Consider the following 21,322-nt stretch of genomic DNA (forward strand, 5'->3'; position numbering starts at 1 on the left):
TGTCAGTGCCGGCCGATACCGTTGCTCACGCATCACGACCCTCCTGCCACGGAACGACCGTGGCCGCCGAGTCCAGAGGAGGTGGGTTCCACATGCGTCACTACGAGGTGATGGTCATCCTCGACCCCGATCTCGAGGAGCGCGCTGTCTCCCCGCTGATCGAGAGCTTCCTTTCCGTCGTCCGCGAGGCCGAGGGGAAGGTCGAGAAGGTCGACACCTGGGGCCGTCGTCGTCTCTCGTACGAGATCAAGAAGAAGCCCGAGGGCATCTACTCGGTCATCGACCTGCGGGCCGAGCCCGCGGTCGTCAAGGAGCTCGACCGTCAGATGAACCTGAACGAGTCGGTTCTGCGGACCAAGGTCCTCCGCCCCGAGACCCACTGAGCGCCCCCGCTCAGCGGATCCCGGGCAACCGGTAGCGCCTCCGGCACTCCGGAAGCACCGGCACCACAGCATCACCAGCAGCCAGCAGCACCCCGCCGAGAGGTTCACCCATGGCAGGCGAGACCGTCATCACGGTCGTCGGCAATCTGGTCGACGACCCCGAGCTGCGCTTCACCCCCTCCGGTGCGGCGGTCGCGAAGTTCCGTGTCGCGTCCACTCCCCGCACCTTCGACCGCCAGACCAACGAGTGGAAGGACGGCGAGAGCCTGTTCCTGACCTGCTCGGTGTGGCGGCAGGCGGCGGAGAACGTCGCCGAGTCCCTCACCCGGGGCACCCGCGTCATCGTGCAGGGCCGGCTCAAGCAGCGCTCTTACGAGGACCGGGAGGGCATCAAGCGCACGGTCTACGAGCTGGACGTCGACGAGGTCGGCGCCAGCCTGCGCAACGCCACGGCCAAGGTCACCAAGACCACCGGCCGCGGCGGCGGCCAGCAGGGTGGCGGTGGCGGCGGCTGGGGCGGCGGCCCCGGCGGCGGCCAGCAGGGCGGCGGCGCACCCGCGGGCGACCCGTGGGCGACCGGCGCTCCGGCCGGCGGCCAGCAGGGTGGCGGCGGTGGCGGCTGGGGCGGTGGCTCCGGCGGTTCCGGCGGCGGCTACTCGGACGAGCCCCCCTTCTGAGGGACCCCCAGGGGTTCCGGGAGGGGCTGCGCTCACAGGCACAGACTTCTTGAACCAAACGGAGAGAGACAATGGCGAAGCCGCCTGCTCGCAAGCCGAAGAAGAAGGTTTGCGTGTTCTGCAAGGAAAAGATCAAGTACGTCGACTACAAGGACACGAACCTGCTGCGGAAGTTCATCTCCGACCGCGGCAAGATCCGTGCCCGTCGCGTGACCGGCAACTGCACCCAGCACCAGCGTGACGTCGCCACGGCCGTGAAGAACAGCCGTGAGATGGCGCTGCTGCCCTACACCTCGACCGCTCGATAAGGGAAGGATGACCGACTCATGAAGATCATCCTGACCAACGAGGTCTCGGGTCTCGGCAACGCCGGCGACATCGTCGAGGTGAAGGACGGGTACGCCCGCAACTACCTGCTCCCCCGCGGATTCGCCATCCGCTGGACCAAGGGCGGGGAGAAGGACGTCGAGCAGATCCGCCGCGCCCGCAAGATCCACGAGATCGCCACGATCGAGCAGGCCAACGAGATCAAGGGCAGGCTGGAGGGCGTCACCGTGCGCCTGAAGGTCCGCGCCGGTGACCAGGGCCGCCTGTTCGGCTCCGTCACCCCGGCCGACGTCGCCGCGGCGGTGAAGACCGCGGGCGGACCGGACGTCGACAAGCGCCGCATCGAGCTGGACGCCCCGATCAAGACCCTGGGCTCGCACCGGGTCTCGGTGCGTCTGCACCCCGAGGTCGTCGCCAAGATCGGCGTCGAGGTCGGCGCCGCCTGACGGCATCCCCGGCGCACAGCCGAAAGGGCCGCGGTCCCCGGGAGGGGGGCGCGGCCCTTTGCCGTGCTCCGTGCTCTCCGTGCTGTGCCCGGCGGTCCGCTCAGGCGCGCACCGCCCCGGTGACGACCCAGCGGCCCGAACGGGCCCGCAGCCACAGGGTGACCAGCCGCATCCCCATCATCAGTCCGGCGACCGCCCACCACAGCGCGGTCAGCCCTCCGCCCAGCGCCGGGACCGCCAGCGCCACCGGGGCGAACACCACCAGCGTCGCCAGTGCCGCCCATGCCAGGTACGGTCCGTCGCCCGCGCCCATCAGCACCCCGTCCAGCACGAAGACCACCCCCGCGACCGGCGATGTCACCGCCACCACCAGCAGCGCGGGTGTCAGCCGGTCGTGTACGGCGGTGTCCGGGGTGAACAGCGGCAGCAGCAGCGGACGCGCCGCGACCACCAGCATCCCCAGCACCACCCCGGAGGCGATCCCCCACCGCACCATCCGCCGGCACGCGGCCCGTGCCCCCGCCGCGTCCCCCGCGCCCAGGTAGCGGCCGATGATCGCCTGCCCGGCGATGGCGATGGCGTCCAGCGCGAAGGCCAGCAGCGACCAGACGGTCAGCGTGATCTGGTGCGCGGCCACCTCGACGTCCCCCAGCCGCGCCGCGACGGCGGTCGCCAGCACCAGCACGGCGCGCAGCGACAGGGTGCGGACCAGCAGCGGCGCCCCGGCCCGGCCGCTGGCCCGGATCCCGGCGGCGTCCGGCCGCAGCGAGGCGCCGTGCCGCCGGGCGCCCCTGACCACCACCACCAGATAGACGGCCGCCATCGCGCACTGGGCGATCACCGTGCCCCAGGCCGAGCCGGCGATGCCCAGCCCGGCGCCGTACACCAGGGCGAAGTTGAGCACGATGTTGGCGGAGAAGCCGCCGACGGCCACGTACAGCGGGGTACGGGTGTCCTGAAGCCCCCGCAGCACACCGGTGGCGGCCAGGACCACGAGCATGGCCGGGATGCCCAGTGCGCTGATCCGCAGATACGTCACCGCGTGCGGAGCCGCGGTCGCGGACGTCCCGAACAGGTCGACGAGCGCGGGCGCGGTGGGCAGCACGGCGGCCACCACCGCCGCGCCGAGCAGCAGCGCCAGCCAGATCCCGTCCATGCCCTGCCGGATGGCGGCGGGCAGGTCACCGGCCCCGACGCGGCGCGCGACGGCGGCGGTGGTGGCGTAGGCGAGGAAGACGAAGATGTTCACCCCGGTCGTCAGCAGGGTGGCCGCGACACCGAGCCCGGCGAGCTGAGGGGTGCCCAGGTGCCCCACGATCGCGCTGTCGGCCATGACGAACAGGGGCTCCGCGACGAGCGCGCCGAAGGCGGGGAGCGCCAGCGCGATGATCTCGCGGTCGTGGTGGCGTACCGCGGTGCGTCCGGCCGACGGGGGAGCGTGTGTCATGATCCGATCCAAACATCCACAAGTAATAGTTGCAATAGATGTGTGACCATTACCATTCCTCACCTGGGGTGAGATCCTCTGCGCCGTTTGTCGCGATCTTGACGCGAGTCGCGAAGTTTTTCTCCTGCACAGCCGGTGGATGGGAAAACAGCAGCTCAGAACCTGTGCAAAAGTCGGCCGAACGAGTTCTCCACAGGCCCGTCCCCCGCCCCGTACACAGGAATCGCCGAGTTCTCCACAGGATGTGGTCGTTCATCCACACACCCTGTGGATAACCGGATTGGCTGGAGGCCCCCGTAGCCCTACCGTTGTCCGGCGCCCGCCTGCTGTTCCCCTCTTCTTCGCCCGGCCCACGACCGGAGCCGGGGCCGGAACCGCGACCGGGGAGCGGGCGCGCCCAGTGTCAGAGCCGTGCCGTAGGAAAGAGGGGCGCGGGTCGCGAGGAACGGGAGGAGGTGGCGGGGTGACGCAGTCCGAGCACGTCGACAGCCCGGCACCCGGATACGTCACCGGGGCCCCCGGTCCGGGAGACCATCTCCCGGTCTCCCGCCGCAGCCGCGAGGCCGCTGCCGACGGCGAGCGCCACGACCGCGGCCCCGACACCTGGCCCTCGGGCCCGGTGGGCGGCTTCGACCGACTCCCCCCGCAGGACCTCGACGCCGAGAAATCCGTCCTCGGCGGCATGCTGCTGTCCAAGGACGCCATCGCGGACGTGGTGGAGACCCTCCAGGGCAAGGACTTCTACCGCCCGGCCCACGAGACGGTCTACCAGGCCGTCCTCGACCTCTACGCCAAGGGCGAGCCGGCCGACCCCATCACCGTCGCCGCCGAGCTGACCAGACGCGGCGAGATCACCAAGGTCGGCGGCCCCGGCTATCTGCACTCCCTGGTCCAGGCCGTCCCCACCGCGGCCAACGCCCAGTACTACGCGGAGATCGTCCACGAACGCGCCGTCCTGCGCCGCCTGGTCGAGGCGGGCACCCGCATCACGCAGATGGGGTACGCCGCAGACGGGGACGTGGACGAGATCGTCAACTCGGCCCAGGCCGAGATCTACGCCGTCACCGAGCAGCGCACCTCGGAGGACTACCTCCCGCTCGCCGACATCATGGAGGGCGCGCTCGACGAGATCGAGGCGATCGGCTCGCGCAGCGGCCAGATGTCGGGCGTGCCGACGGGTTTCACCGACCTGGACTCCCTGACCAACGGCCTCCACCCGGGCCAGATGATCGTCATCGCGGCCAGACCGGCGATGGGCAAGGCGCTGGCGCTCGATACCCCGCTGCCCACCCCTGACGGGTGGACCACGATGGGCGACGTCCGCGAGGGGGATGACCTCCTCGACGCGGACGGGCGCCCCACCCGCGTAGTCGCCGCGACCGACGTCATGCACGGCCGCCCGTGCTACCGGATCACCTTCGATGACGGAACCACGGTTGTCGCGGATGCCGAGCACCAGTGGCTCACCGACACCCGCTCCTCCCGGCGCTACGCCCACCAAGCCGCGACGGTGAAGACCACGAAGGAGATCGCGGAGACAGTACGGTGCCTGACCGCCGACCGGCGCACGAACCACTCCGTGCGCAACACCGCTCCGCTTGACCTGCCCGAACGGGCGCTCCCGATCCCGCCCTACACCCTGGGCGTCTGGCTCGGAGACGGCTCAAGCACCGCCGCACGCCTGACCACCGTGGACCCTGAGATCCTGGAGTACGTCCAGAAGGACGGCATCACCACCCGTCCGGTCGGCAACACGGAAGTCACCTGCGCTCTGTCTCTGACGGTGGACGCACCGGAACGCCTCAAGCGGTCCTGCGCCGTGTGCGGCACGGAGTTCGTCCCCAGGCCGGCGCATGTCCGTACCTGCGGCCGATCCTGCGGTGGCCGGGCGCGTGCCGCTTCCGCCCCGGTACCACACGCCACCTGCGTCGACTGCGGGACCACGTGCTTCTCTCCCTTCACCAAGCCCCGGTGCGCCCCGTGCGCCAGGCGGCACGGCAGCTTCCTCGTCCTTCTGCGGGAGCTGGGCGTGCTGGGGAACAAGCACATTCCCACCGAGTACCTGCGAGGGTCCGTTGCCCAGCGGAGAGCACTGCTGGCGGGGCTTCTCGACACCGGCGGCACCGTATCCCGCACCGGCTCCGTGCAGTTCGCCGTCACCAACCACGCTCTCGCCGAAGGGTTCCGGGAGCTGGTCATGAGCCTTGGGTACCGGTGCGGGATGGCGACCAAGCGCGTCAAGGGCAGATCGGAGGAGTCCTCGACCTGCTACACGGTCACCTTCACCACCGGCGACGAGGTGTTCCGGCTGGGCCGCAAGCAGCAGGCACACCGGGACCGCCTCCGCCCGTCCACGCCGAAGCCGGTTCAGCGGTTCATCACGAGCGTGGAGGAGATCGAATCCGTTCCGGTACGGTGCGTCCAGGTCGACAACCCGGCCCACCTGTACCTGTGCAGCCGCTCCATGGTCCCTACGCATAACAGCACCCTTGCCCTGGACTTCGCCCGGGCCTGCTCCATCAGGAACAACCTGCCCAGCGTGATCTTCTCGCTGGAGATGGGCCGCAACGAGATCGCGATGCGGCTGCTGTCCGCCGAGGCTCGGGTGGCGCTGCACCACATGCGGTCGGGCAGCATGACGGACGAGGACTGGAACCGGCTGGCGCGCCAGATGCCCGATGTCACGGGCGCGCCGCTGTACATCGACGACTCGCCGAACCTGACGATGATGGAGATCCGCGCCAAGTGCCGCCGCCTCAAGCAGCGCAACGACCTGCGGCTGGTCGTCATCGACTACCTCCAGCTGATGCAGTCGGGCGGCTCGCGCCGTCCCGAGAGTCGTCAGCAGGAGGTCTCGGAGATGTCCCGGAACCTCAAGCTGCTGGCCAAGGAGCTGGAGGTGCCGGTGATCGCGCTCTCCCAGCTCAACCGCGGCCCCGAACAGCGCACCGACAAGAAGCCGATGGTCTCGGACCTGCGTGAATCGGGCTCCATCGAACAGGATGCCGATATGGTCATCCTGCTCCACCGCGAGGACGCCTATGAGAAGGAGTCGCCGCGGGCGGGCGAGGCGGACCTGATCGTGGCCAAGCACCGCAACGGCCCGACGGCGACGATCACCGTGGCCTTCCAGGGGCACTACTCGCGCTTCGTGGATATGGCCCAGACCTGACCCGACCTGATCTGATCCGACCGGGTGCGGTGCCCGCCCTGGGGCCCGGTGTCGGTGGGTCCTGCCATGCTGGCCGGCATGACCCCGGTGCCGTGGACACTGCTGGACATCGACCGCGCCCTGCGTGCGAGCTGGTCCGCCGACACCTGCTGCCCGTCCGACGGCACCCGCATCGCATGGAGTCCGGACAACCCGGCCTGGGGGCACTGCGACATCACCTCCCTGGTCGTCAACGATCTGCTGGGCGGCGAACTGGTGCTCGGAGAGGTGTTCCACGCAGGCGAGCGGGAGGGCTACCACTGGTGGAACCGGCTGCCGAACGGGATCGAACTCGACCTGACGCGCGAGCAGTTCGTCAGAGGTGAGACGGTCACCGAGGGGCGGGCGGTGGAGAGGCCCGCCGGGCGGACGCGCCGTCGCTGGGAGGAGTATCGGGTGCTGCGCGGACGTGTCGAGGGGCGTCTCGGCCCGCTGCCGCCGGTGCCGGGTACATGAGGCGCGCCCGTCCGCCGGGCGGCGCACGGGGGACGGACACGGGCACGGGTGGGAGGCCGGCGAGTTGTACGAGGAGCGGGGGTCGCGGCGGGTGGCCGGCGCGGTGGTGTGGCGCCGGGAGGCCCCCGCGCGGCCGCAGCGGGCGCGGGTGCTGCCGGACGGGTGCATGGACCTGATCCGGACGGCCGGCGGGCTGCTGGTGGCCGGGCCGGACACCAGGGCCCAGCTGGCCGACGACCTGCCGGGGACCGGCTATGTGGGGCTGCGCTTCCCGCCCGGCACCGGGCCGCGCGTTCTGGGCGTACCGGCGCACGAGCTGCGTGACGCGCGGGTGCCGCTGGAGGCGCTCTGGCCGGAGCGCGAGGCGCGGGAGCTGGCCGAGCGGATGGCCGAGCGGACGGCGGTGGCCCGGAGCGGGGCCGAGGTGCTGGAGGAGGCGGCGGCGGTACGGCTGCGACGGGCGCCGGACGACCCGTTGACGGCTGCGGTGGCCGCCGGGCTGCGCGGTGGCGTGAGCGTCGCCGAGGTGGCGCGCGGAGTGGGACTGAGCGAGCGGCAGCTCCACCGCCGCTCGCTGGCGGCCTTCGGCTACGGGCCCAAGACCCTGGCCCGGGTGCTGCGGTTCCGGCGGGCTCTGCGCCTGGCCCGCGGCGGCGTGCCGCCGGCGTCGGCCGCGGCCGGTGCCGGGTACGCGGACCAGGCGCATCTGTCGCGCGAGGTCAGGGCGCTGGCCGGGGTTCAGCTCTCGGTGCTGCTGTCGGAGGGCCGGTCGCCGGAGGACTGACCGCCGGAGGACTGACCGCTGGAGGGCTGAGAGCCGGGCGCGCCGTCCGGCAGCGGGGCGAAGAGGGCGACCGCGTTGCCGTCGGGGTCGAGGACGATGGCGTACCGCTGGCCCCAGAAGGCGTCCCAGGGGGCCTTGTGCCCGGTGTGCCCGGCGCGCTCCAGTCCGGTGTACTGCCGGTCGACGTCGGCCGGATCGTCGCAGGCGAAGGCGAGCTCGACGCGGCCGCCGCCGCTCGGCGGGGTCCAGGAGGGGTCGAAGGAGCGGATGGTCTCGACGGTGTCCCAGGCGATGCGCAGCCCGCCGGGCAGCGGGGCCTCCACATGGGGCTGCTCTTCGGCGCCGGCGGGGATGTCGAGGCCGAGGCGGCGGTAGAACGCGAGCGAGGCGGCCATGTCGGAGGTGACCAGGCCGACGAGATCGATACGGGGTGCCATACGGCCATGCTGGGGCGTCGCCGGGCCGGAGGTCTTGAAGGAATCGGACGTGTCCGGCGAACGGCCCGGCAGGCGGTCCGGTGCGGGCGGAAACGGGCCTATGCCGCCGCACGGGGCGGCAGCGGCACAGGGTGCCGGTCATGAGCGACTTCGGCATACGCCCCGCGACGGCGGACGATCTGCGGGCCATCGTGGACATGCTCGCCGACGACCCGCTGGGCGCCCGCCGCGAGTCCCCCGGCGACCTCGCCCCCTACCGGGAGGCCTTCGCGGAGATCGCCTCCGACCCCCACCAGCACCTGGTCGTTGTCCGATGAGCCGGCCCGCGGTCTGCGTGCTGATGCGAGTGATGCGCTCGTCCAGGGCGTCGAGGTCGATGTGGAGAAGGTTATCCACAGGCCGGGGGCGGGTGTTCCGTTCGGCGTCCAGCAGGTAGGCACGCACTTGACGTGCGACGACGCTGTCGCGCAGCAGCATCGCGACGTTCAGGACGGTGCGCCGGGAGAAGACCGCGACGGAGCGGGTGCGCGGCGGCAGTCCACAGGGTTGCTTGAAGCAACTCAGTTCCGGCCCTGTCAGAACGCGGTAGCCGTTGGCCTCCAGTTCGTCGCGGTGATCGTGGACGACGGCGCGGATGACGGTCTCCCCCACCTCGAAGTAGGCGGCCACCATCCGCGTCGTGACATGCGTCCCGTCCGGCAGGACGGAGAGGGCCTTCACCTTGTCCAGCGCGCCCGTGTGTTCGGCCACGCTCTCGCGCAGTGTCCTCGATTCCAGCAGGACTTCCTCGTTCACCGTCACCGTCTCCTCCATCCGGGCGTCACCCCGATGGCGCAGCCCCTCACCGGGAGAACGAGGTGATACATGTGAAGACACGATCGAATGGCATTAAAACGTGCGGAATTCCGCGCCGGTGCGGGCGGCTTGGAACAGGCCTCCTCCAAGGAGTTCTGTCCCGGCCCGCCGACGGGAGTCGTCCACACCCCCGGCGCCCCCGTCACCAAGGGGCCGGCGCGGTGGAAAACGCTGGCCCCGGCCGACGCGGCCGGGGAGAGTGTGCGGATGAGCGATTCCAGCGGAGACATGGACGGCGAGCTGCTGCCGGAGACCCGCCGCGCACTCCTCCACAGGCTGGCCGTCGCCCAGGCCGAGGGCCGGGTGCCGTCGGCGGTCGGGGCCGTGGTGCGAGACGGGCGGACGGTGTGGACGGGGGTGCGCGGCGGTGCGGTCGGCCTGCCCGGCGCGGCGGGGGAGACGGAGGGCGAGCCGACCGCGGACACCCGGTACCGGATCGGCTCGATCACCAAGACGTTCGTCGCGGTGCTGGTGATGCGGCTGTGCGACGAGGGGCTGCTGGACCTGTCCGACCCGCTCGGTGAGTATCTGGAGGTGCCCGCCGAGGCCGGGGAGGAGGTCGCCCGGGCGACGGTCGCCCAGTTGCTGTCCCACTCGGCCGGGCTGGCCGCCGAACCGCGCGGCCCCTGGTGGGAGCGGACGCCCGGCGAACTGCGCCCCGGGCCGGCCGACCTGTTCGGCGAGCGGCCCGTGCGGCATCCGGCCGGCCGGCGGCACCACTACTCCAACCTCGGTTACGCGCTGCTGGGCTCCCTGGTGGAGCGGCTGCGCGGCGCGCCCTGGTACGACGTGCTGCGCGAGGAGGTGCTCGGCCCGCTGGGCATGGACCGTACGACGCCGCTGCCGCGGGAGCCGTACGCCCGGGGGTGGGCCGTGCACCCGTGGGCGGACGCGGTACTGCCCGAGCCGCTCGCGGACACCGGGTTGATGGCGCCGGCCGGGCAGCTGTGGTCCACGGCCGGGGACCTGTGCCGCTTCGCGGCGTTCCTGGCGGCAGGCGACGAGAGGGTGCTGGGCGCGGAGAGCCTGGAGCGGATGCGGACACCGGCGGTGGCGCCGGAGGCGGAGTCCTGGGACCAGGCGTACGGGCTGGGGATGCAGCTGGTGCGCTCCGGCGGAAGGTTGCTGGCCGGACACACCGGTTCCATGCCGGGTTTCCTCGCGGCGGTGTGGACCGCTCCCGGGGAGCGGCTGGCGAGTGTGGCGCTGGTCAACGCGACCTCGGGGCTGCCGGTGGGCGGTCTGGCGGCCGATCTGCTGGGGATCGTCGCCGAGCGCGAGCCGTCCTTCCCCGAGCCGTGGCGTCCGCGCTCGCAGACCGGTCCGGAGCTGCCGGCGCTGACGGGTCCGTGGTACTGGGGGCCGTCGGTGTTCGCGCTGCGGGTGCGCGAGGGGCGGGCGCTGGAGCTGGTCCCGGTCGGCGGCGCGGGGCGGGCCTCGCGCTTCCGGCCGGAGGCGGACGGCACCTGGACGGGGCTGGACGGCTACTACGCGGGTGAGACGCTGCGGGTGGTGCGCGGGGCGGGCGGGGAGGTGAGCCATCTGGATCTGGGCACGTTCGTCCTCACCCGGACCCCCTACGATCCGGAGGCCCCCGTTCCGGGTGGTGTGGACCCGCAGGGGTGGCGCGCGGAGTGAACTCCGCGCCCCGGTCCGGGTGCCCGGGCCCGGGTCGGGGCGTCAGCCCAGTGCCACCGAGTAGGGGGCGAACCGCAGGCCGGGGTCGCCGGGGACGTCAGATGCCCCGTGCACCATCACGGTGGTGGTGAAGTCCCCGTCCAGGCCGCCCGAGCGCAGCCAGTCCACCAGCCCCCGGTGGTGGAGGCCGGCGTCGTAGCGGACCGGGCCGCCGGTGCGGGAGGCGAGTTCGGTGATCAGGGCTCGGGCGGTGGTCTCGTCCTCCGCGACGACCGGGCCGATCACGGTGGTGCCCTCGTTCGGCCAGGCGGCCGCGAAGCCGGCGATCCCGCCGGGGCCGGCCCGGGAGACGGCGACGGCGAAGTGGTCGGCGAAGGACGGCAGCCGGGCGATCAGATGGGCGCGGTCGGCGCCGAACGCCCTTGCGTCCAGGGCGAGTACGGCGGGCAGGTCGGCGGCGACGGCGTCGCGCACGGGGACGGGCGGGCCCGGGGAGCGGGCGGGAGCGAGGCGGCCGGTGAGCATGACGGTGGTGCCGACGGCGGTGAAGCCGAGCTCCTCGTAGAGGGGGCGGCCGTTGGAGGTGGCGGTCAGGAAGACGACGGCGTCCCCGGATTCCTCCAGCGCGTACCGCATCAGATGGCGGCCCAGGCCCCGGCGGGCGTGGCGCTCGGCGACCAGCACCATGCCGACGCAGGTGTGGGCCCGGGAGCCCGGGGAGCCGGGCCGCGGTCCGTAGGAGGTGAGGACGTAGGCGCCGATCAGGCCGCCGCGAGGGTCGTCCCCGGGCGCGTCGATGCCGTAGCCCTGCCCCGCGGTGAGCAGCAGCCGCCATTTGTGCTTCTCGCGCGTCCAGCCGCGGTCGGCGGCGAGGTCGAGACAGGCGGGCAGATCGGCGAGGGCGAGGCGGCGGACGGGCGGAAGCGGAACCGGGGGCCGGATGTGGGTGGACGTCACGGGTGCTCAGCCTGGCCGACGGACGGAGGGGCGGCCACCGGTTTACGCGTCTCCCCCCCCCGTCGCGTCCCCGGCCGCGCCCCGGCCGTGGACGCGGGGAATACCCCGGAACTGTCCGGGTATACGTTTTCGCCGCTTTTCCGGGTGCGTCCGGCCGGAATCCGCAAGCCGGTTGGAAAGGGAGCGGGCAGCTCTGGAAAACTGCGCGCAGAACGGCCCCCGATGCTTTCTGTGACCGTGTCCGGAAAAGTGAAGATAACGTATGGAGAGTGTGCCGGATCCGGGGTGGCGGATCCTGTGGGGAGAGGGCTCCGGTCGCGCCTTCCGCGCCGCGACCGACAGTTGTGGCAGGGTGATCGCCGCTGGTGGGCGTGGTGGGGGAGTCTCTTCCGGCAGGTCTGTGCGGGGGGACCGCGCCAGGAGCGGGCGCAGCGCAATTCGACGGGATGACGGAGCCCGCGGAATTCGGTGGAAGCCCTGCCGGGGCTTGTGTATCGATCGCGCACCGGTATGGTCGAGACCGCGTATCACCGCTCACACATATCCGCGGCCGATGAAACGGGGGCCCTGCCCAGGTGGTTTTCGCTCTGTAAGTGACCGAACCGATCGGAAGATGTACGAGGCGAGACAGACCATGGCCACTACGTCGGCGGGCAACGGAACTCCCCAGCGCGCGGCCGGTGGACCGCCCACCGTCGGTGGAGGTGGTGGAGGCGGTGACCGGGGCTGGTTCGCTCCGAAGCACGGAGAGGAGCGCACGGCACCGCCGTCCCGCCCCGCACCCGGCCCCGCACCGGGGCCCGCGCCCTCCGCGTCCGGCCCGGTCCCGGAGTTCACCGTCAACCCCGGCTACGGACGGTTCGAACCCTCCCGCGACGCGGAGCTGATACGCCGCGTCCTGGACGAGGTGGAGCCGGTATCGCAAGCTCTCACCTCGTACTTCTACGCCCTGCTGTTCACCCGGAACCCGGGGGTGCGCGCGCTGTTCCCCGCCGCCATGGACGCCCAGCGCGACCGGCTGTTCAAGGCGCTGCTCACCGCCGCCGGACTGATCGACGAGCGCCGCGCGCTGGTGGAGTACCTCTCCCATCTCGGCCGCGGCCACCGCAAGTACGGCACCGAACCCGGGCACTACCCCGCCGTCGGCGAGTGCCTGATCGACGCGCTGGCCCGCTACGCCCCGCGCACCTGGGGCCAGGAGGCGGAGGCCGCCTGGGTGCGCGCCTACACCGCCATCTCCCAGATCATGATCGACGCCGCGGCCGAGGACGCGCGCAGGGCGCCGGCGCTGTGGCACGCCGAGGTGGTCGCGCACGAGATGCGCACTTCCGACATCGCCGTCGTCACCGTCCGGCCCGACCAGCCCTATCCGTTCCTGGCCGGCCAGTACGCCAGTGTCGAGACGCCCTGGTGGCCGAAGGTGTGGCGGCAGTACTCCCTGGCCTGCGCCCCGCGCTCGGACGGGCTGCTGGTCTTCCACGTCAAGGCGGTGCCCGCGGGCTGGGTCTCGCGCGCGCTCGTCCACCGGGCCCGCCCCGGCGACGTGCTGCGGCTGGGCGGGCCGGCCGGTTCGATGACGGTGGACCACTCCTGCGGCAACGGCCTGCTCTGCCTGGGCGGCAGTACGGGCATCGCGCCCATCAAGGCGCTGGTCGAGGATGTCGCCGGGCACGGCCGCGCCCGCCCGGTGGAGGTGTTCTACGGCGCCCGCAGCGATCTGGACCTGTACGACCTGGACACCCTGCGCGAGATGGAGCGGAGGCTGTCGTGGCTGTCGGTACGCCCGGTGGTCGAGGGGCCGTCGGGCGAGATCACCGGCCGGCTTCCGGACGCGGTGCGGCAGGGCGGGCCGTGGCACGCCTTCGACGGCTACCTGTCCGGTCCGCCGGGGATGATCCGCAGCGGTCTGGACGCACTCGTGAGGGTGGGGATCCCCTCCGACCGGATACGGCACGACTCCCTCGGCGGGCTGGTCGCCCTGCGGAGTTGAGACCTGCGGGGCCCGCGGCTTCCCGCGAGGGCCGGGAGCGGCGGACGGACGAAGCGGACGCGACAGCGAGACAGGACGGAACCACCACGTGAACCACGACGTGGACGCGACGGAAGCGGTCGACGCCACCATGACGCTCAGGACGGTGCGCCCGGCACGCACGGTGTCCGTACCGGACGGTACGAGGCCGGCACACACGGCAGGTCCGGCAGGTCCGGCAGGTCCGGCAGGTCCGGCAGGCCCGGCATGGGCGGTGGACGAGCCGGAGGGCACGGCGCCGGCGGGCTTCGCCCCGGCACCCGCCCCCTTCCCCGCGCCCTCCCCCGCCACAGCCCCGGACCCTGCTCCCGAGCCCGAGCCCGGCCCCGAGCCCGTACGCCCCGGCAGCGACGGCGAGCACGCGATGCAGCAGCGCCTGGGCACGACCGAGCGCGCCGACCGCTTCTACGGCGAGCAGATGCTCGGCCACCTCAACGAGCGGATGCGGGAGTTCATCGGCCGGCAGGAGATGTTCTTCCTGGCCACCGCCGACCGGCACGGCGAGTGCGACAACTCCTTCCGCGCCGGTCCGCCCGGCTTCCTGCACGTGATCGACGAGCGGACCCTGGTCTACCCCGAGTACCGGGGCAACGGCGTGCACGCCAGTCTCGGCAACATCCAGGAGAACCCGCATCTGGGCATCCTGCTGGTCGACTTCCTCCAGGCCCGGATCGGCCTGCACGTAAACGGCCGCGCCGAGATCGTCGAGGACGCCGAGCTGCGTCCGGCCCACCCGGACCTGCCGTCCGACTCCGTGCCCGGCCGGCGGGCACTGGTGTGGGTGCGGGTGACGGTGGAGGAGGCCTACATCCACTGCGCCAAGCACATCCCGCATCTGCAGCGGGCGCCCAAGGGGACCCCGCGCGACTGGGGCACGGACGACCAGCGGCGCAAGGGCGGGGACTTCTTCGGGACGGTGCAGGAGGCGCGGCGTCGCGGCGGCCCGGCCGTACGTCCGCCGCGCGAGCGCGATGGCGCGGGCGGGCACGGCGGATCCGGCGGGCCGGGCGGTCATGTGCCTCCCTCCGACGATCCGGCGGCCTGGCGTGCCCACGCCGAGCAGTTGCTCGAAAAGGCCCGGCGGCGCCGGGCGGAGGGCGAACGTACGCCCTTCCGGGGCTGGTTCGGCTGAGCGGTCCCCGGCTTCCCCGGACCGGGGGCCGGGGTGGCTCCCCGGGGTGTCAGCCCAGGTCCGGGCCCAGCAGGGCGCGCACGCCCTCGACGTTGGCGTCGAGGTAGGCGCGCAGTGAGGGAGGCACCACCTCGACCGAGGCGATGCCCGCGCGGGTGAAGGGGACGCGGACGGCCTCGTACTCGCCGCGCGGCTCCTCGACCTCCGGGCCGTGCCGGCGGGACAGGTCCATCGAGGCCAGCCGGCAGACGAAGAAGAACTGCACCTTCACCGCGCCTCCCGCGGCGCCCTCCGCCGCGTCCACCGCCTCCGCGGCCAGCGGCGCGACGACCGCCGCGCCGCCCCCCGCGTCCTCGGCCGGGTCGTAGGGGACGGTGTCGACGAAGGCGGGGACCACGTCGGTCACCTTCGCCCCCAACTCCTCGTCCAGCTCGCGGTGGAGGGCGTCGACGACGGTGGCGTCCCCGGTCTCGACACCGCCGCCCGGAGTGATCCAGTACGGCTCGCGGCCGGGCTTGGTCCGCTTGATCAGGATCATCTCGTCGTCATCGAGCAGGATGGCCCGGGCGGTGCGTTTGACCACGGGGCGCGCGTCGGCGGTCATGGGGGAGGTCTGGCCCGCTCGGGGGCCGGTGAAACCTTCCGGGCGCAGAGGACGGGAAGGCGGGTGGGGCGGCGGAAGCGGTCGCGGGCGGGACCGCGGGCGAGCGCCGATATGACGACTGGACAATAACGCTCGGTCAACTAACCTTGACCATGCGCTGTTTACGCGCGTCGCACGGGGCGGCTTGGGGCATGAGGGGGGAGTTTCAAGCCGCCCCGCGCCCCTACCGGATCCCACGGAACCCGGCCGAGCCCCTCCACACTCCTTCGCGCCGCCCCGTACGCCAGCACCCCCGTACGTCGACCGGCCCCGTACGTCAGCCGCGCCCGGCTTCGTCCAGCGCCGCCCGGATGTCGGCGACCAGGTCGGCCGCGTCCTCCACACCCACCGACATCCGCACGAAGCCCTCCGGCACCGCGTCCCCGCCCCACCGGCCGCGCCGCTCGGCTGTGGAGCGAACCCCGCCGAAGCTCGTCGCGTCGTCCACCAGCCGCAGCGCGGCCAGGAACCGCTCGGCGAACCCCTTGTCCGGCAGTGTGAAGGAGACCACGCAGCCGAAGCGCCGCATCTGCCGCGCCGCCACCGGGTGCGCCGGGTCGTCCGCCAGCCCCGGGTGCCGTACACCGCTCACCTCCGGCCGCTCGCGCAGCGCCCCGGCGACGGCGAGTGCGTTCTCGGCCTGCCGCGCGGTGCGCAGCTCCAGCGTGGCCAGGGAGCGGTGCGCCAGCCACGCCTCCACCGGCCCGGGGATCGCCCCGACTGTCTTGCGCCACAGCCGCACCGACGCCGTCAGCTCCGGATCCCGGCACGTCACATAGCCCAGCAGTACGTCACCGTGTCCGGTCAGCGCCTTGGTGCCGCTGGCCACCGCGTAGTCGGCGCCCAGCTCCAGCGGCCGCTGGCCCAGCGGGGTGGCCAGGGTGTTGTCCACGGCGACCAGCGCGCCGCGCTCGTGGGCGGCGTCGGCCAGGCGGCGGATGTCGCACACGTCAAGGCCGGGGTTGGAGGGGGACTCGATCCACAGCAGCGCCGCCCCGTCCAGGGCGTCGAGCTGTGCGTCGCCGCCGGTGGGCGCGGTACGCACCTCCACCCCCCAGCCCTCCAGCCGCTCGCGCATCGGAACGAGCAGGTTGTAGCCGTCCGAGGGCAGCACCACCACGTCGCCGGGCCGCGTCCGCGACAGCAGCACCGCGGAGATCGCGGCCATGCCGGAGGCGAAGACGGTCGTGCGCGCCGTCTCGTCGCCCGGGGCCTCCAGCTCGCCGATGGCGCTCTCCAGGCCCGTCCAGGTGGGGTTGCCGTCGCGGCCGTAGGAGTAGGGGGCTTGCGCCGGGTCCCCGGGCAGGTGGAAGTGGGCGGCCAGCACCGGCCCCGGCAGCGGCGGCGCGTATAGCTCCTCCTCGGGCAGCCCGGCCCGCACCACCCGCGTCCCGTTCCCGTTCCCGTTCCCGTGGACGCCGCCCCGCTCGTTCCGCTCGCGCGTCATGTCCCGCTCCTCGTCGCTCTCCCCCGCCAGCCCGTCCGGCGCCTCCGAGCGTACGTGCGCGGCTCAGCCGAGCGCCGCCCGGGCCGCCGCACCGCAGCGGGCGCCGTAGCCGGAGCCGAAGAGGACGGCGTGCACCAGCAGATGCTGGAGCTGGTGCAGCGGCACGCGCCCCCTGTGGCCGGGCAGCGGGCGGACCTCCTCGTACGCCGCCAGCAGCCGCTCCAGGTGCGGGCAGCCGAACAGCTCCAGCACCGCCAGGTCCGTCTCGGGGTGGCCGCCCTGCGCGGCCGGGTCGATCAGACGGGCACGGCCGTCGGCGGACCACAGGACGTTGCCCGACCACAGATCGCCGTGGATGACTGCGGGCGGCTGCGAAGGGCCCGCCGTCCCGCCGCCCGCCGTCCCGCCGCCCGCCGTCCCGCCCGAGGCGCCGCCCGAGGCCAGTGCCTCGCACAGCCGCTCCACGTCCCGGGCGTCCCCAGGCCCGATCCCGCCGCCGTCCACCGCCCGCCGCAGCAGGGGCAGCAGCCGCCACTCGGCGTGGAAGACCGGCCAGTCCTCCGCCCCGGAGGGCGGCTCGGGCGGCGAGGGCAGGGGGACCGAGCCCAGATGGACGGGGAGAGCGGGGTCCGTTCCGCCCCAGACCGGGGCCGGAGTGGAGTGCAGGGCGGCCAGTTCGCGGCCCAGTCGCTCGGCCTGCCCGGCGCTCGCCGCGCCCGGCTCGACCCACTCCAGCACCAGTATGTCCGGCCCGGCGCCGATCACCTCCGGCACGGCCACCGAGCCGGTGGAGCGCAGCAGCTCCAGACCGGCGGCCTCGGCCGCGAAGAACCCCCGGGGGGCGCCGACGAGGGTCTTGGCGAAGACGGTACGGCCGTCCGCGAGCGCGATCCGGTACGCGTCGCAGATGTCGCCGCCGCCCACGGGCCGAGCCGGCCCGGGGGCCGAGCCGGTCAGGGCGGCCACCCGCCCGGCGACGCCCTCCCCGGACCTTCCGGGCCCGCCCGTGACGTCCGTCACAGCAGCGCCGCCCCGCCGTCACCGGTTCCGCCGTCCGCGGCCGACGGCCCGCCGAGAGCGGCCCGCACCTCCTCCAGCAGACCCGGCACGGCCTCCTCGACCAGGGCCAGGCACTCCTCGAAACCCTCCGGCCCGCCGTAGTACGGGTCGGGCACGTCCAGGTCGCACGAGCCGGCGCCGGGGGCGTACGACCGCAGCAGCCGGATCTTGCGCGTGTGCCCGGGACCGGGCGCCAGCCTCCGAAGGTCCCGCAGATGCCCCTCGTCCAGGGCGATCACCAGATCAAGGCGCTCGAACCAGTCGCGCCGGAACTGCCGCGCCACGTGCTCGTGCGCGTATCCGGCGGCCGTCAGCACCGCGACGGTGCGCGAGTCGGCGCCGTCGCCGGCGTGCCAGCCGCTCGTCCCCGCGCTGCTCGCCTCCACCAGCTCCGCCAGGCCGGCCCGCTCCGCATGGGCGCGGAAGACGGCCTCGGCCATGGGGGAGCGGCAGATGTTGCCGGTGCAGACGAAACAGACGCGGTAGGGCGTACGGGCGCCGCCGGGGGCGCCGGGAGTGTCGGGGCCGGAGGTGCGCATGCCCTCCATCATCGGCGATGCCCCGGGCCTCCCCGGCCCCCGGCCCCCGTCCTTCGTCCTTCTCCGCACGGCGGTCAGTCGCCGTCGGGCAGCACCATGCTCACCGCCCACGACACGATGGAGATCACCAGGGCGCCGAGCACCGCCGTCCAGAAGCCGTCCACACGGAAGGCCAGGTCGAACTGCTCGGCCAGCCAGGAGGTGAGCATCAGCATCAGCGCGTTGATCACCAGAGTGAACAGGCCGAGCGTGAGGACCAGCAGCGGCAGGGACAGCAGTTTCGTGATCGGCTTGACCACGGCGTTGACGACGCCGAAGATCAGCGCGACGAGGACCAGCGTGAAGGTCTTGCCCGCGGTGTCTTCACCCGTGAGCGTGATGTCGTCCAGCAGCCAGACGGCGACGGCCAGGGCCACCGCGTTGGCGATCGTTCTGACAAGGAAATTCACCATGCCCGAGATCGTTCCAGAAACGGGGACGGTCGCCTACCGGTGAGGGGTCGAGGAGTCATGAAGGCGTTCCGGCTGGAGGAGCTGGAGGCGGAGCGGGCCGCCAACGACGGCGCGTACCTGCAGTTCCTGCGCGAGAGGAACATGTCCGTCGGCCTGTACGCCCTGGACCGGGGCTCGCCCGACCCGCAGCAGCCGCACCGGCAGGACGAGGTGTACTTCGTCGCCAGCGGCCGGGCGCTGATCACCGTCGGGGACGAGACCACCCCGGTCGCGCGCGGCAGCGTGGTCTACGTGCCGGCCGGTGTGCCGCACAGGTTCCACCACATCACCGAGGACCTGCGGGTCCTGGTCGTCTTCTCTCCCCCCGAGGGCTGACCGGGCCGTCCGTGCGCTGACCGGGTCGTCCGGGCCCGGCCCGGGGCGCCGCCCCGGCCGCCCTAGGGGTCCGGTCAGGGAAGGACCCGGGCCCGCGGCGTCCCGGCGCGGGGCCCGCCCGCCTAGCATCGGAGGCGGAAGCACCGGACGCACCCGGCCACCGGGCCCTCCCGGTGGCCGAAGACTTCAGGAAGCGGGTACACGGTCATGGATCTCAAGGAGACCTTCGCGGCGCTGCCGTGGTGGGTGAAGTGGGTCGCGATCCCGCTCATCGCGCTCTTCGTCTTCGGCGGCCTGATCTTCGCCGTCGTCGGCTTCGTCGTGAAGCTGCTCTTCAAGGTCCTGCTGTTCGTGGCGCTGGTCGGCGCACTGGTCTACCTGGTGCGGAAGTTCACCTCTTCCGGATCCTCCTCGGGGGGCTGACGCCCCCGCCGGGCACCCGGCCCGTTCCGCGCCGGGCCCCGGGTATCCCGGGCGTCCCGGGCGCGGCTCAGCGCCGTGCCCGCCGCCTGCCTCCCCGGCCCCGGGAGCGCCCGGGCCCGGCCGCGGCCTCCCCGCCGCCGGACGCCCCCTCGCGGTCGGCGACCGCCACCAGGGCCGCCAGCGCCGTGGTCACCGGGACCGAGGCGACCAGGCCGATCGAGCCGATCAGCGTCCGCACGATCTCCTCCGCCACCAGCTCGCTGGTGGCCACCTGGCCCATTCCGCTCTCCGCTATCGAGAACAGCAGCAGCAGCGGCAGCGCGGCCCCCGCGTACGCCAGCACCAGCGTGTTCACCACCGACGCGATGTGGTCGCGCCCGATGCGCATCGCCGCGCCGTAGAGCCTGCGCCACCCGGCCGACGGGTCGGCCTGACGCAGCTCCCACACCGCCGAGGTCTGCGTCACCGTCACGTCGTCCAGCACGCCCAGCGAACCGATCAGCACACCGGCCAGCAGCAGGCCGCGGATCTCGATGTCCGGGTAGAGGCCGTGCACCAGCCCTGTCTGGTCGTCGGTGTTGCCCGTCAGCGCGGCCCAGCCGATGAACGCCGAGCCCAGCAGACCGATCAGCAGCAGCGACACCAGGGTGCCCAGGACGGCGACGGAGGTACGGGCGTTGACGCCGTGGCACAGGTACAGCGTGGCCAGCATGATCGCGCTGCCGCCCACCACCGCCACCAGCAGCGGGTTGGAGCCCTGGAGGATCGCGGGCAGGATGAACAGCGTCAGCACCCCGAAGCTGACCGCCAGCCCCACCAGCGCCAGCACCCCGCGCAGCCGCCCGACGACTACGACCGCCAGCGCGAAGACGCCCGCCAGCACCACCATGGGCACCCCGCGCGCCACGTCCACCACGCTGTACTGGAACTCGCGCGGCGCGTCGGGCGCGTACGCCACTACCACGTCCTGACCGGGGCTCAGCCGGCGCGTGGCGTCCGGGGTGACGATCTCCGGGAAGGTGTGGCCCGCGTCCTTCCCCTCGGCGACCTCGACGGTGGCCCGCAGACAGGCGCCCTCCCCGGTGTCCTCCCCGGTGTCCTTCCCGGAACCTTCTCCGGAGCCCTCCGGGAGAGCGCCCGGACCCCCGCTTCCGCCCTCCTGCGCGCCTCCTGCGCCCCCACCGCCTCCGTCGGCGCCCCCCACGCCGCCGGGCGGCCGGGCGGCGCCCACCTCCTCGCAGTCGACCTCCTCGACCGCGGTGACCCGGGCGCCGAGCGTCTGCCGGTCGAAGCCGACACCGCTGGGCGAGCCCTCCCCCTCGGGCGCGCCGCCCGGCCACAGCACGACCAGCCCGGCGAGCACCGCGACGGCGAACGGGACCAGCACCGCCGCGACCACCTTGCGCAGCCGCGCCGAGACGGGGGCGGGCGGCCCGTGCGAGTGGCCGTGCCCGTGCGAGTGCCCGTGCGGCGTATGCCCGTGACCGGGCGGCGGACGCCTGGGCGGCGGGGCGGAGGGCGGGGCCGGCGGCACCCGCGGGGGAACCGGGGGACGGGACGGCGGGGGGAGCGGGGAGGAGGAGTCCACGGTCCGATCATCGCAGG

20 protein-coding genes and 2 pseudogenes are annotated in these 21,322 nt (G+C 73.2%); 13 read left to right on the top strand and 9 right to left on the bottom strand.

Features of this window, described 5'->3' with window-relative positions; all coding sequences use genetic code 11:
* Positions 1-92: 92 nt before the first annotated feature.
* From rpsF to rplI, 4 genes are all read left to right on the top strand, one after another.
* The gene (gene rpsF, locus IQ279_RS06620) at positions 93-383 is read left to right on the top strand and encodes a 30S ribosomal protein S6 (protein ID WP_206347368.1); all 291 of its coding nucleotides are present in this window, start codon (positions 93-95) and stop codon (positions 381-383) included.
* A 110-nt stretch (positions 384-493) separates the two neighbouring features.
* On the top strand, positions 494-1,060 hold the full coding sequence (locus IQ279_RS06625; RefSeq protein ID WP_206347369.1) for a single-stranded DNA-binding protein: 567 nt from the start codon (positions 494-496) through the stop codon (positions 1,058-1,060).
* A gap of 71 nt (positions 1,061-1,131) precedes the next feature.
* Positions 1,132-1,368, top strand: a complete 237-nt coding sequence (rpsR, locus tag IQ279_RS06630; protein ID WP_027765513.1) for a 30S ribosomal protein S18 — start codon at positions 1,132-1,134, stop codon at positions 1,366-1,368.
* 18 nt (positions 1,369-1,386) lie between these two features.
* Positions 1,387-1,833 (top strand): 50S ribosomal protein L9, encoded by a 447-nt coding sequence (gene rplI / locus IQ279_RS06635; protein ID WP_206347370.1) that lies wholly within the window; start codon positions 1,387-1,389, stop codon positions 1,831-1,833.
* 100 nt (positions 1,834-1,933) lie between these two features.
* Here rplI and IQ279_RS06640 read toward each other — a convergent pair whose 3' ends face one another.
* On the bottom strand, positions 1,934-3,280 hold the full coding sequence (locus IQ279_RS06640) for an MATE family efflux transporter (RefSeq protein ID WP_206347371.1): 1,347 nt from the start codon (positions 3,278-3,280) through the stop codon (positions 1,934-1,936).
* 463 nt (positions 3,281-3,743) lie between these two features.
* Between IQ279_RS06640 and dnaB the strand changes: the two genes are divergently transcribed.
* The 3 genes from dnaB to IQ279_RS06655 all read left to right on the top strand — a co-directional run bounded on the left by dnaB (position 3,744) and on the right by IQ279_RS06655 (position 7,731).
* On the top strand, positions 3,744-6,452 hold the full coding sequence (gene dnaB / locus IQ279_RS06645) for a replicative DNA helicase (protein WP_206347372.1): 2,709 nt from the start codon (positions 3,744-3,746) through the stop codon (positions 6,450-6,452).
* Positions 6,453-6,530: 78 nt separating this feature from the next.
* Entirely contained in the window at positions 6,531-6,947 is a 417-nt protein-coding gene (locus IQ279_RS06650) for a YunG family protein (RefSeq protein WP_307792243.1), read from the top strand.
* A 64-nt stretch (positions 6,948-7,011) separates the two neighbouring features.
* Positions 7,012-7,731, top strand: a complete 720-nt coding sequence (locus tag IQ279_RS06655; RefSeq protein ID WP_206347374.1) for a helix-turn-helix domain-containing protein — start codon at positions 7,012-7,014, stop codon at positions 7,729-7,731.
* Between the two features lie 53 nt (positions 7,732-7,784).
* Here the strand turns inward: IQ279_RS06655 and IQ279_RS06660 are convergent.
* Positions 7,785-8,168 (bottom strand): annotated as a pseudogene (locus tag IQ279_RS06660) (VOC family protein); the annotation flags it as partial.
* 140 nt (positions 8,169-8,308) lie between these two features.
* Between IQ279_RS06660 and IQ279_RS06665 the strand changes: the two are divergent.
* Positions 8,309-8,476, top strand: a pseudogene (locus tag IQ279_RS06665) (GNAT family N-acetyltransferase); the annotation flags it as partial.
* A 754-nt stretch (positions 8,477-9,230) separates the two neighbouring features.
* Positions 9,231-10,661, top strand: coding sequence for a serine hydrolase domain-containing protein (locus tag IQ279_RS06670; RefSeq protein ID WP_241027692.1), 1,431 nt, complete (start codon positions 9,231-9,233; stop codon positions 10,659-10,661).
* 42 nt (positions 10,662-10,703) lie between these two features.
* On the opposite strand, the gene IQ279_RS06675 is transcribed toward IQ279_RS06670, so the two are convergent.
* Positions 10,704-11,618 (bottom strand): GNAT family N-acetyltransferase, encoded by a 915-nt coding sequence (locus tag IQ279_RS06675; protein ID WP_307792244.1) that lies wholly within the window; start codon positions 11,616-11,618, stop codon positions 10,704-10,706.
* A 613-nt stretch (positions 11,619-12,231) separates the two neighbouring features.
* Between IQ279_RS06675 and IQ279_RS06680 the strand changes: the two genes are divergently transcribed.
* Both IQ279_RS06680 and IQ279_RS06685 read left to right on the top strand, forming a co-directional pair.
* Positions 12,232-13,608: a globin domain-containing protein gene (locus IQ279_RS06680; RefSeq protein WP_241027693.1), complete on the top strand. Its 1,377-nt coding sequence runs from the start codon at positions 12,232-12,234 to the stop codon at positions 13,606-13,608.
* A 403-nt stretch (positions 13,609-14,011) separates the two neighbouring features.
* The gene (locus IQ279_RS06685) at positions 14,012-14,779 is read left to right on the top strand and encodes a pyridoxamine 5'-phosphate oxidase family protein (protein WP_206347503.1); all 768 of its coding nucleotides are present in this window, start codon (positions 14,012-14,014) and stop codon (positions 14,777-14,779) included.
* Between the two features lie 49 nt (positions 14,780-14,828).
* On the opposite strand, the gene IQ279_RS06690 is transcribed toward IQ279_RS06685, so the two are convergent.
* The 5 genes from IQ279_RS06690 to IQ279_RS06710 form a co-directional block, all read right to left on the bottom strand.
* Positions 14,829-15,383 (bottom strand): NUDIX domain-containing protein, encoded by a 555-nt coding sequence (locus IQ279_RS06690; RefSeq protein WP_206347377.1) that lies wholly within the window; start codon positions 15,381-15,383, stop codon positions 14,829-14,831.
* A 316-nt stretch (positions 15,384-15,699) separates the two neighbouring features.
* Positions 15,700-16,869, bottom strand: coding sequence for a cystathionine gamma-lyase (locus IQ279_RS06695; protein WP_206347378.1), 1,170 nt, complete (start codon positions 16,867-16,869; stop codon positions 15,700-15,702).
* A gap of 63 nt (positions 16,870-16,932) precedes the next feature.
* Complete coding sequence (locus IQ279_RS06700) at positions 16,933-17,889, bottom strand: fructosamine kinase family protein (protein WP_206347379.1); 957 nt, start codon at positions 17,887-17,889, stop codon at positions 16,933-16,935.
* Positions 17,886-18,467, bottom strand: coding sequence for a low molecular weight protein-tyrosine-phosphatase (locus IQ279_RS06705; RefSeq protein WP_206347380.1), 582 nt, complete (start codon positions 18,465-18,467; stop codon positions 17,886-17,888). The genes IQ279_RS06700 and IQ279_RS06705 overlap by 4 nt, the downstream gene beginning before the upstream one ends.
* A 74-nt stretch (positions 18,468-18,541) precedes the next feature.
* The gene (locus IQ279_RS06710) at positions 18,542-18,919 is read right to left on the bottom strand and encodes a phage holin family protein (RefSeq protein ID WP_206347381.1); all 378 of its coding nucleotides are present in this window, start codon (positions 18,917-18,919) and stop codon (positions 18,542-18,544) included.
* 57 nt (positions 18,920-18,976) lie between these two features.
* Between IQ279_RS06710 and IQ279_RS06715 the strand changes: the two genes are divergently transcribed.
* Positions 18,977-19,294, top strand: coding sequence for a cupin domain-containing protein (locus IQ279_RS06715; RefSeq protein WP_206347382.1), 318 nt, complete (start codon positions 18,977-18,979; stop codon positions 19,292-19,294).
* Between the two features lie 207 nt (positions 19,295-19,501).
* Complete coding sequence (locus IQ279_RS06720) at positions 19,502-19,717, top strand: DUF5326 family protein (RefSeq protein ID WP_206347383.1); 216 nt, start codon at positions 19,502-19,504, stop codon at positions 19,715-19,717.
* A gap of 67 nt (positions 19,718-19,784) precedes the next feature.
* On the opposite strand, the gene IQ279_RS06725 is transcribed toward IQ279_RS06720, so the two are convergent.
* On the bottom strand, positions 19,785-21,305 hold the full coding sequence (locus IQ279_RS06725; protein WP_372445086.1) for a YibE/F family protein: 1,521 nt from the start codon (positions 21,303-21,305) through the stop codon (positions 19,785-19,787).
* Positions 21,306-21,322 lie beyond the last annotated feature (17 nt).

Source organism: Streptomyces verrucosisporus, from assembly GCF_017114865.1.
In the GTDB taxonomy this organism is placed as follows: Bacteria; Actinomycetota; Actinomycetes; order Streptomycetales; family Streptomycetaceae; genus Streptomyces; species Streptomyces fenghuangensis.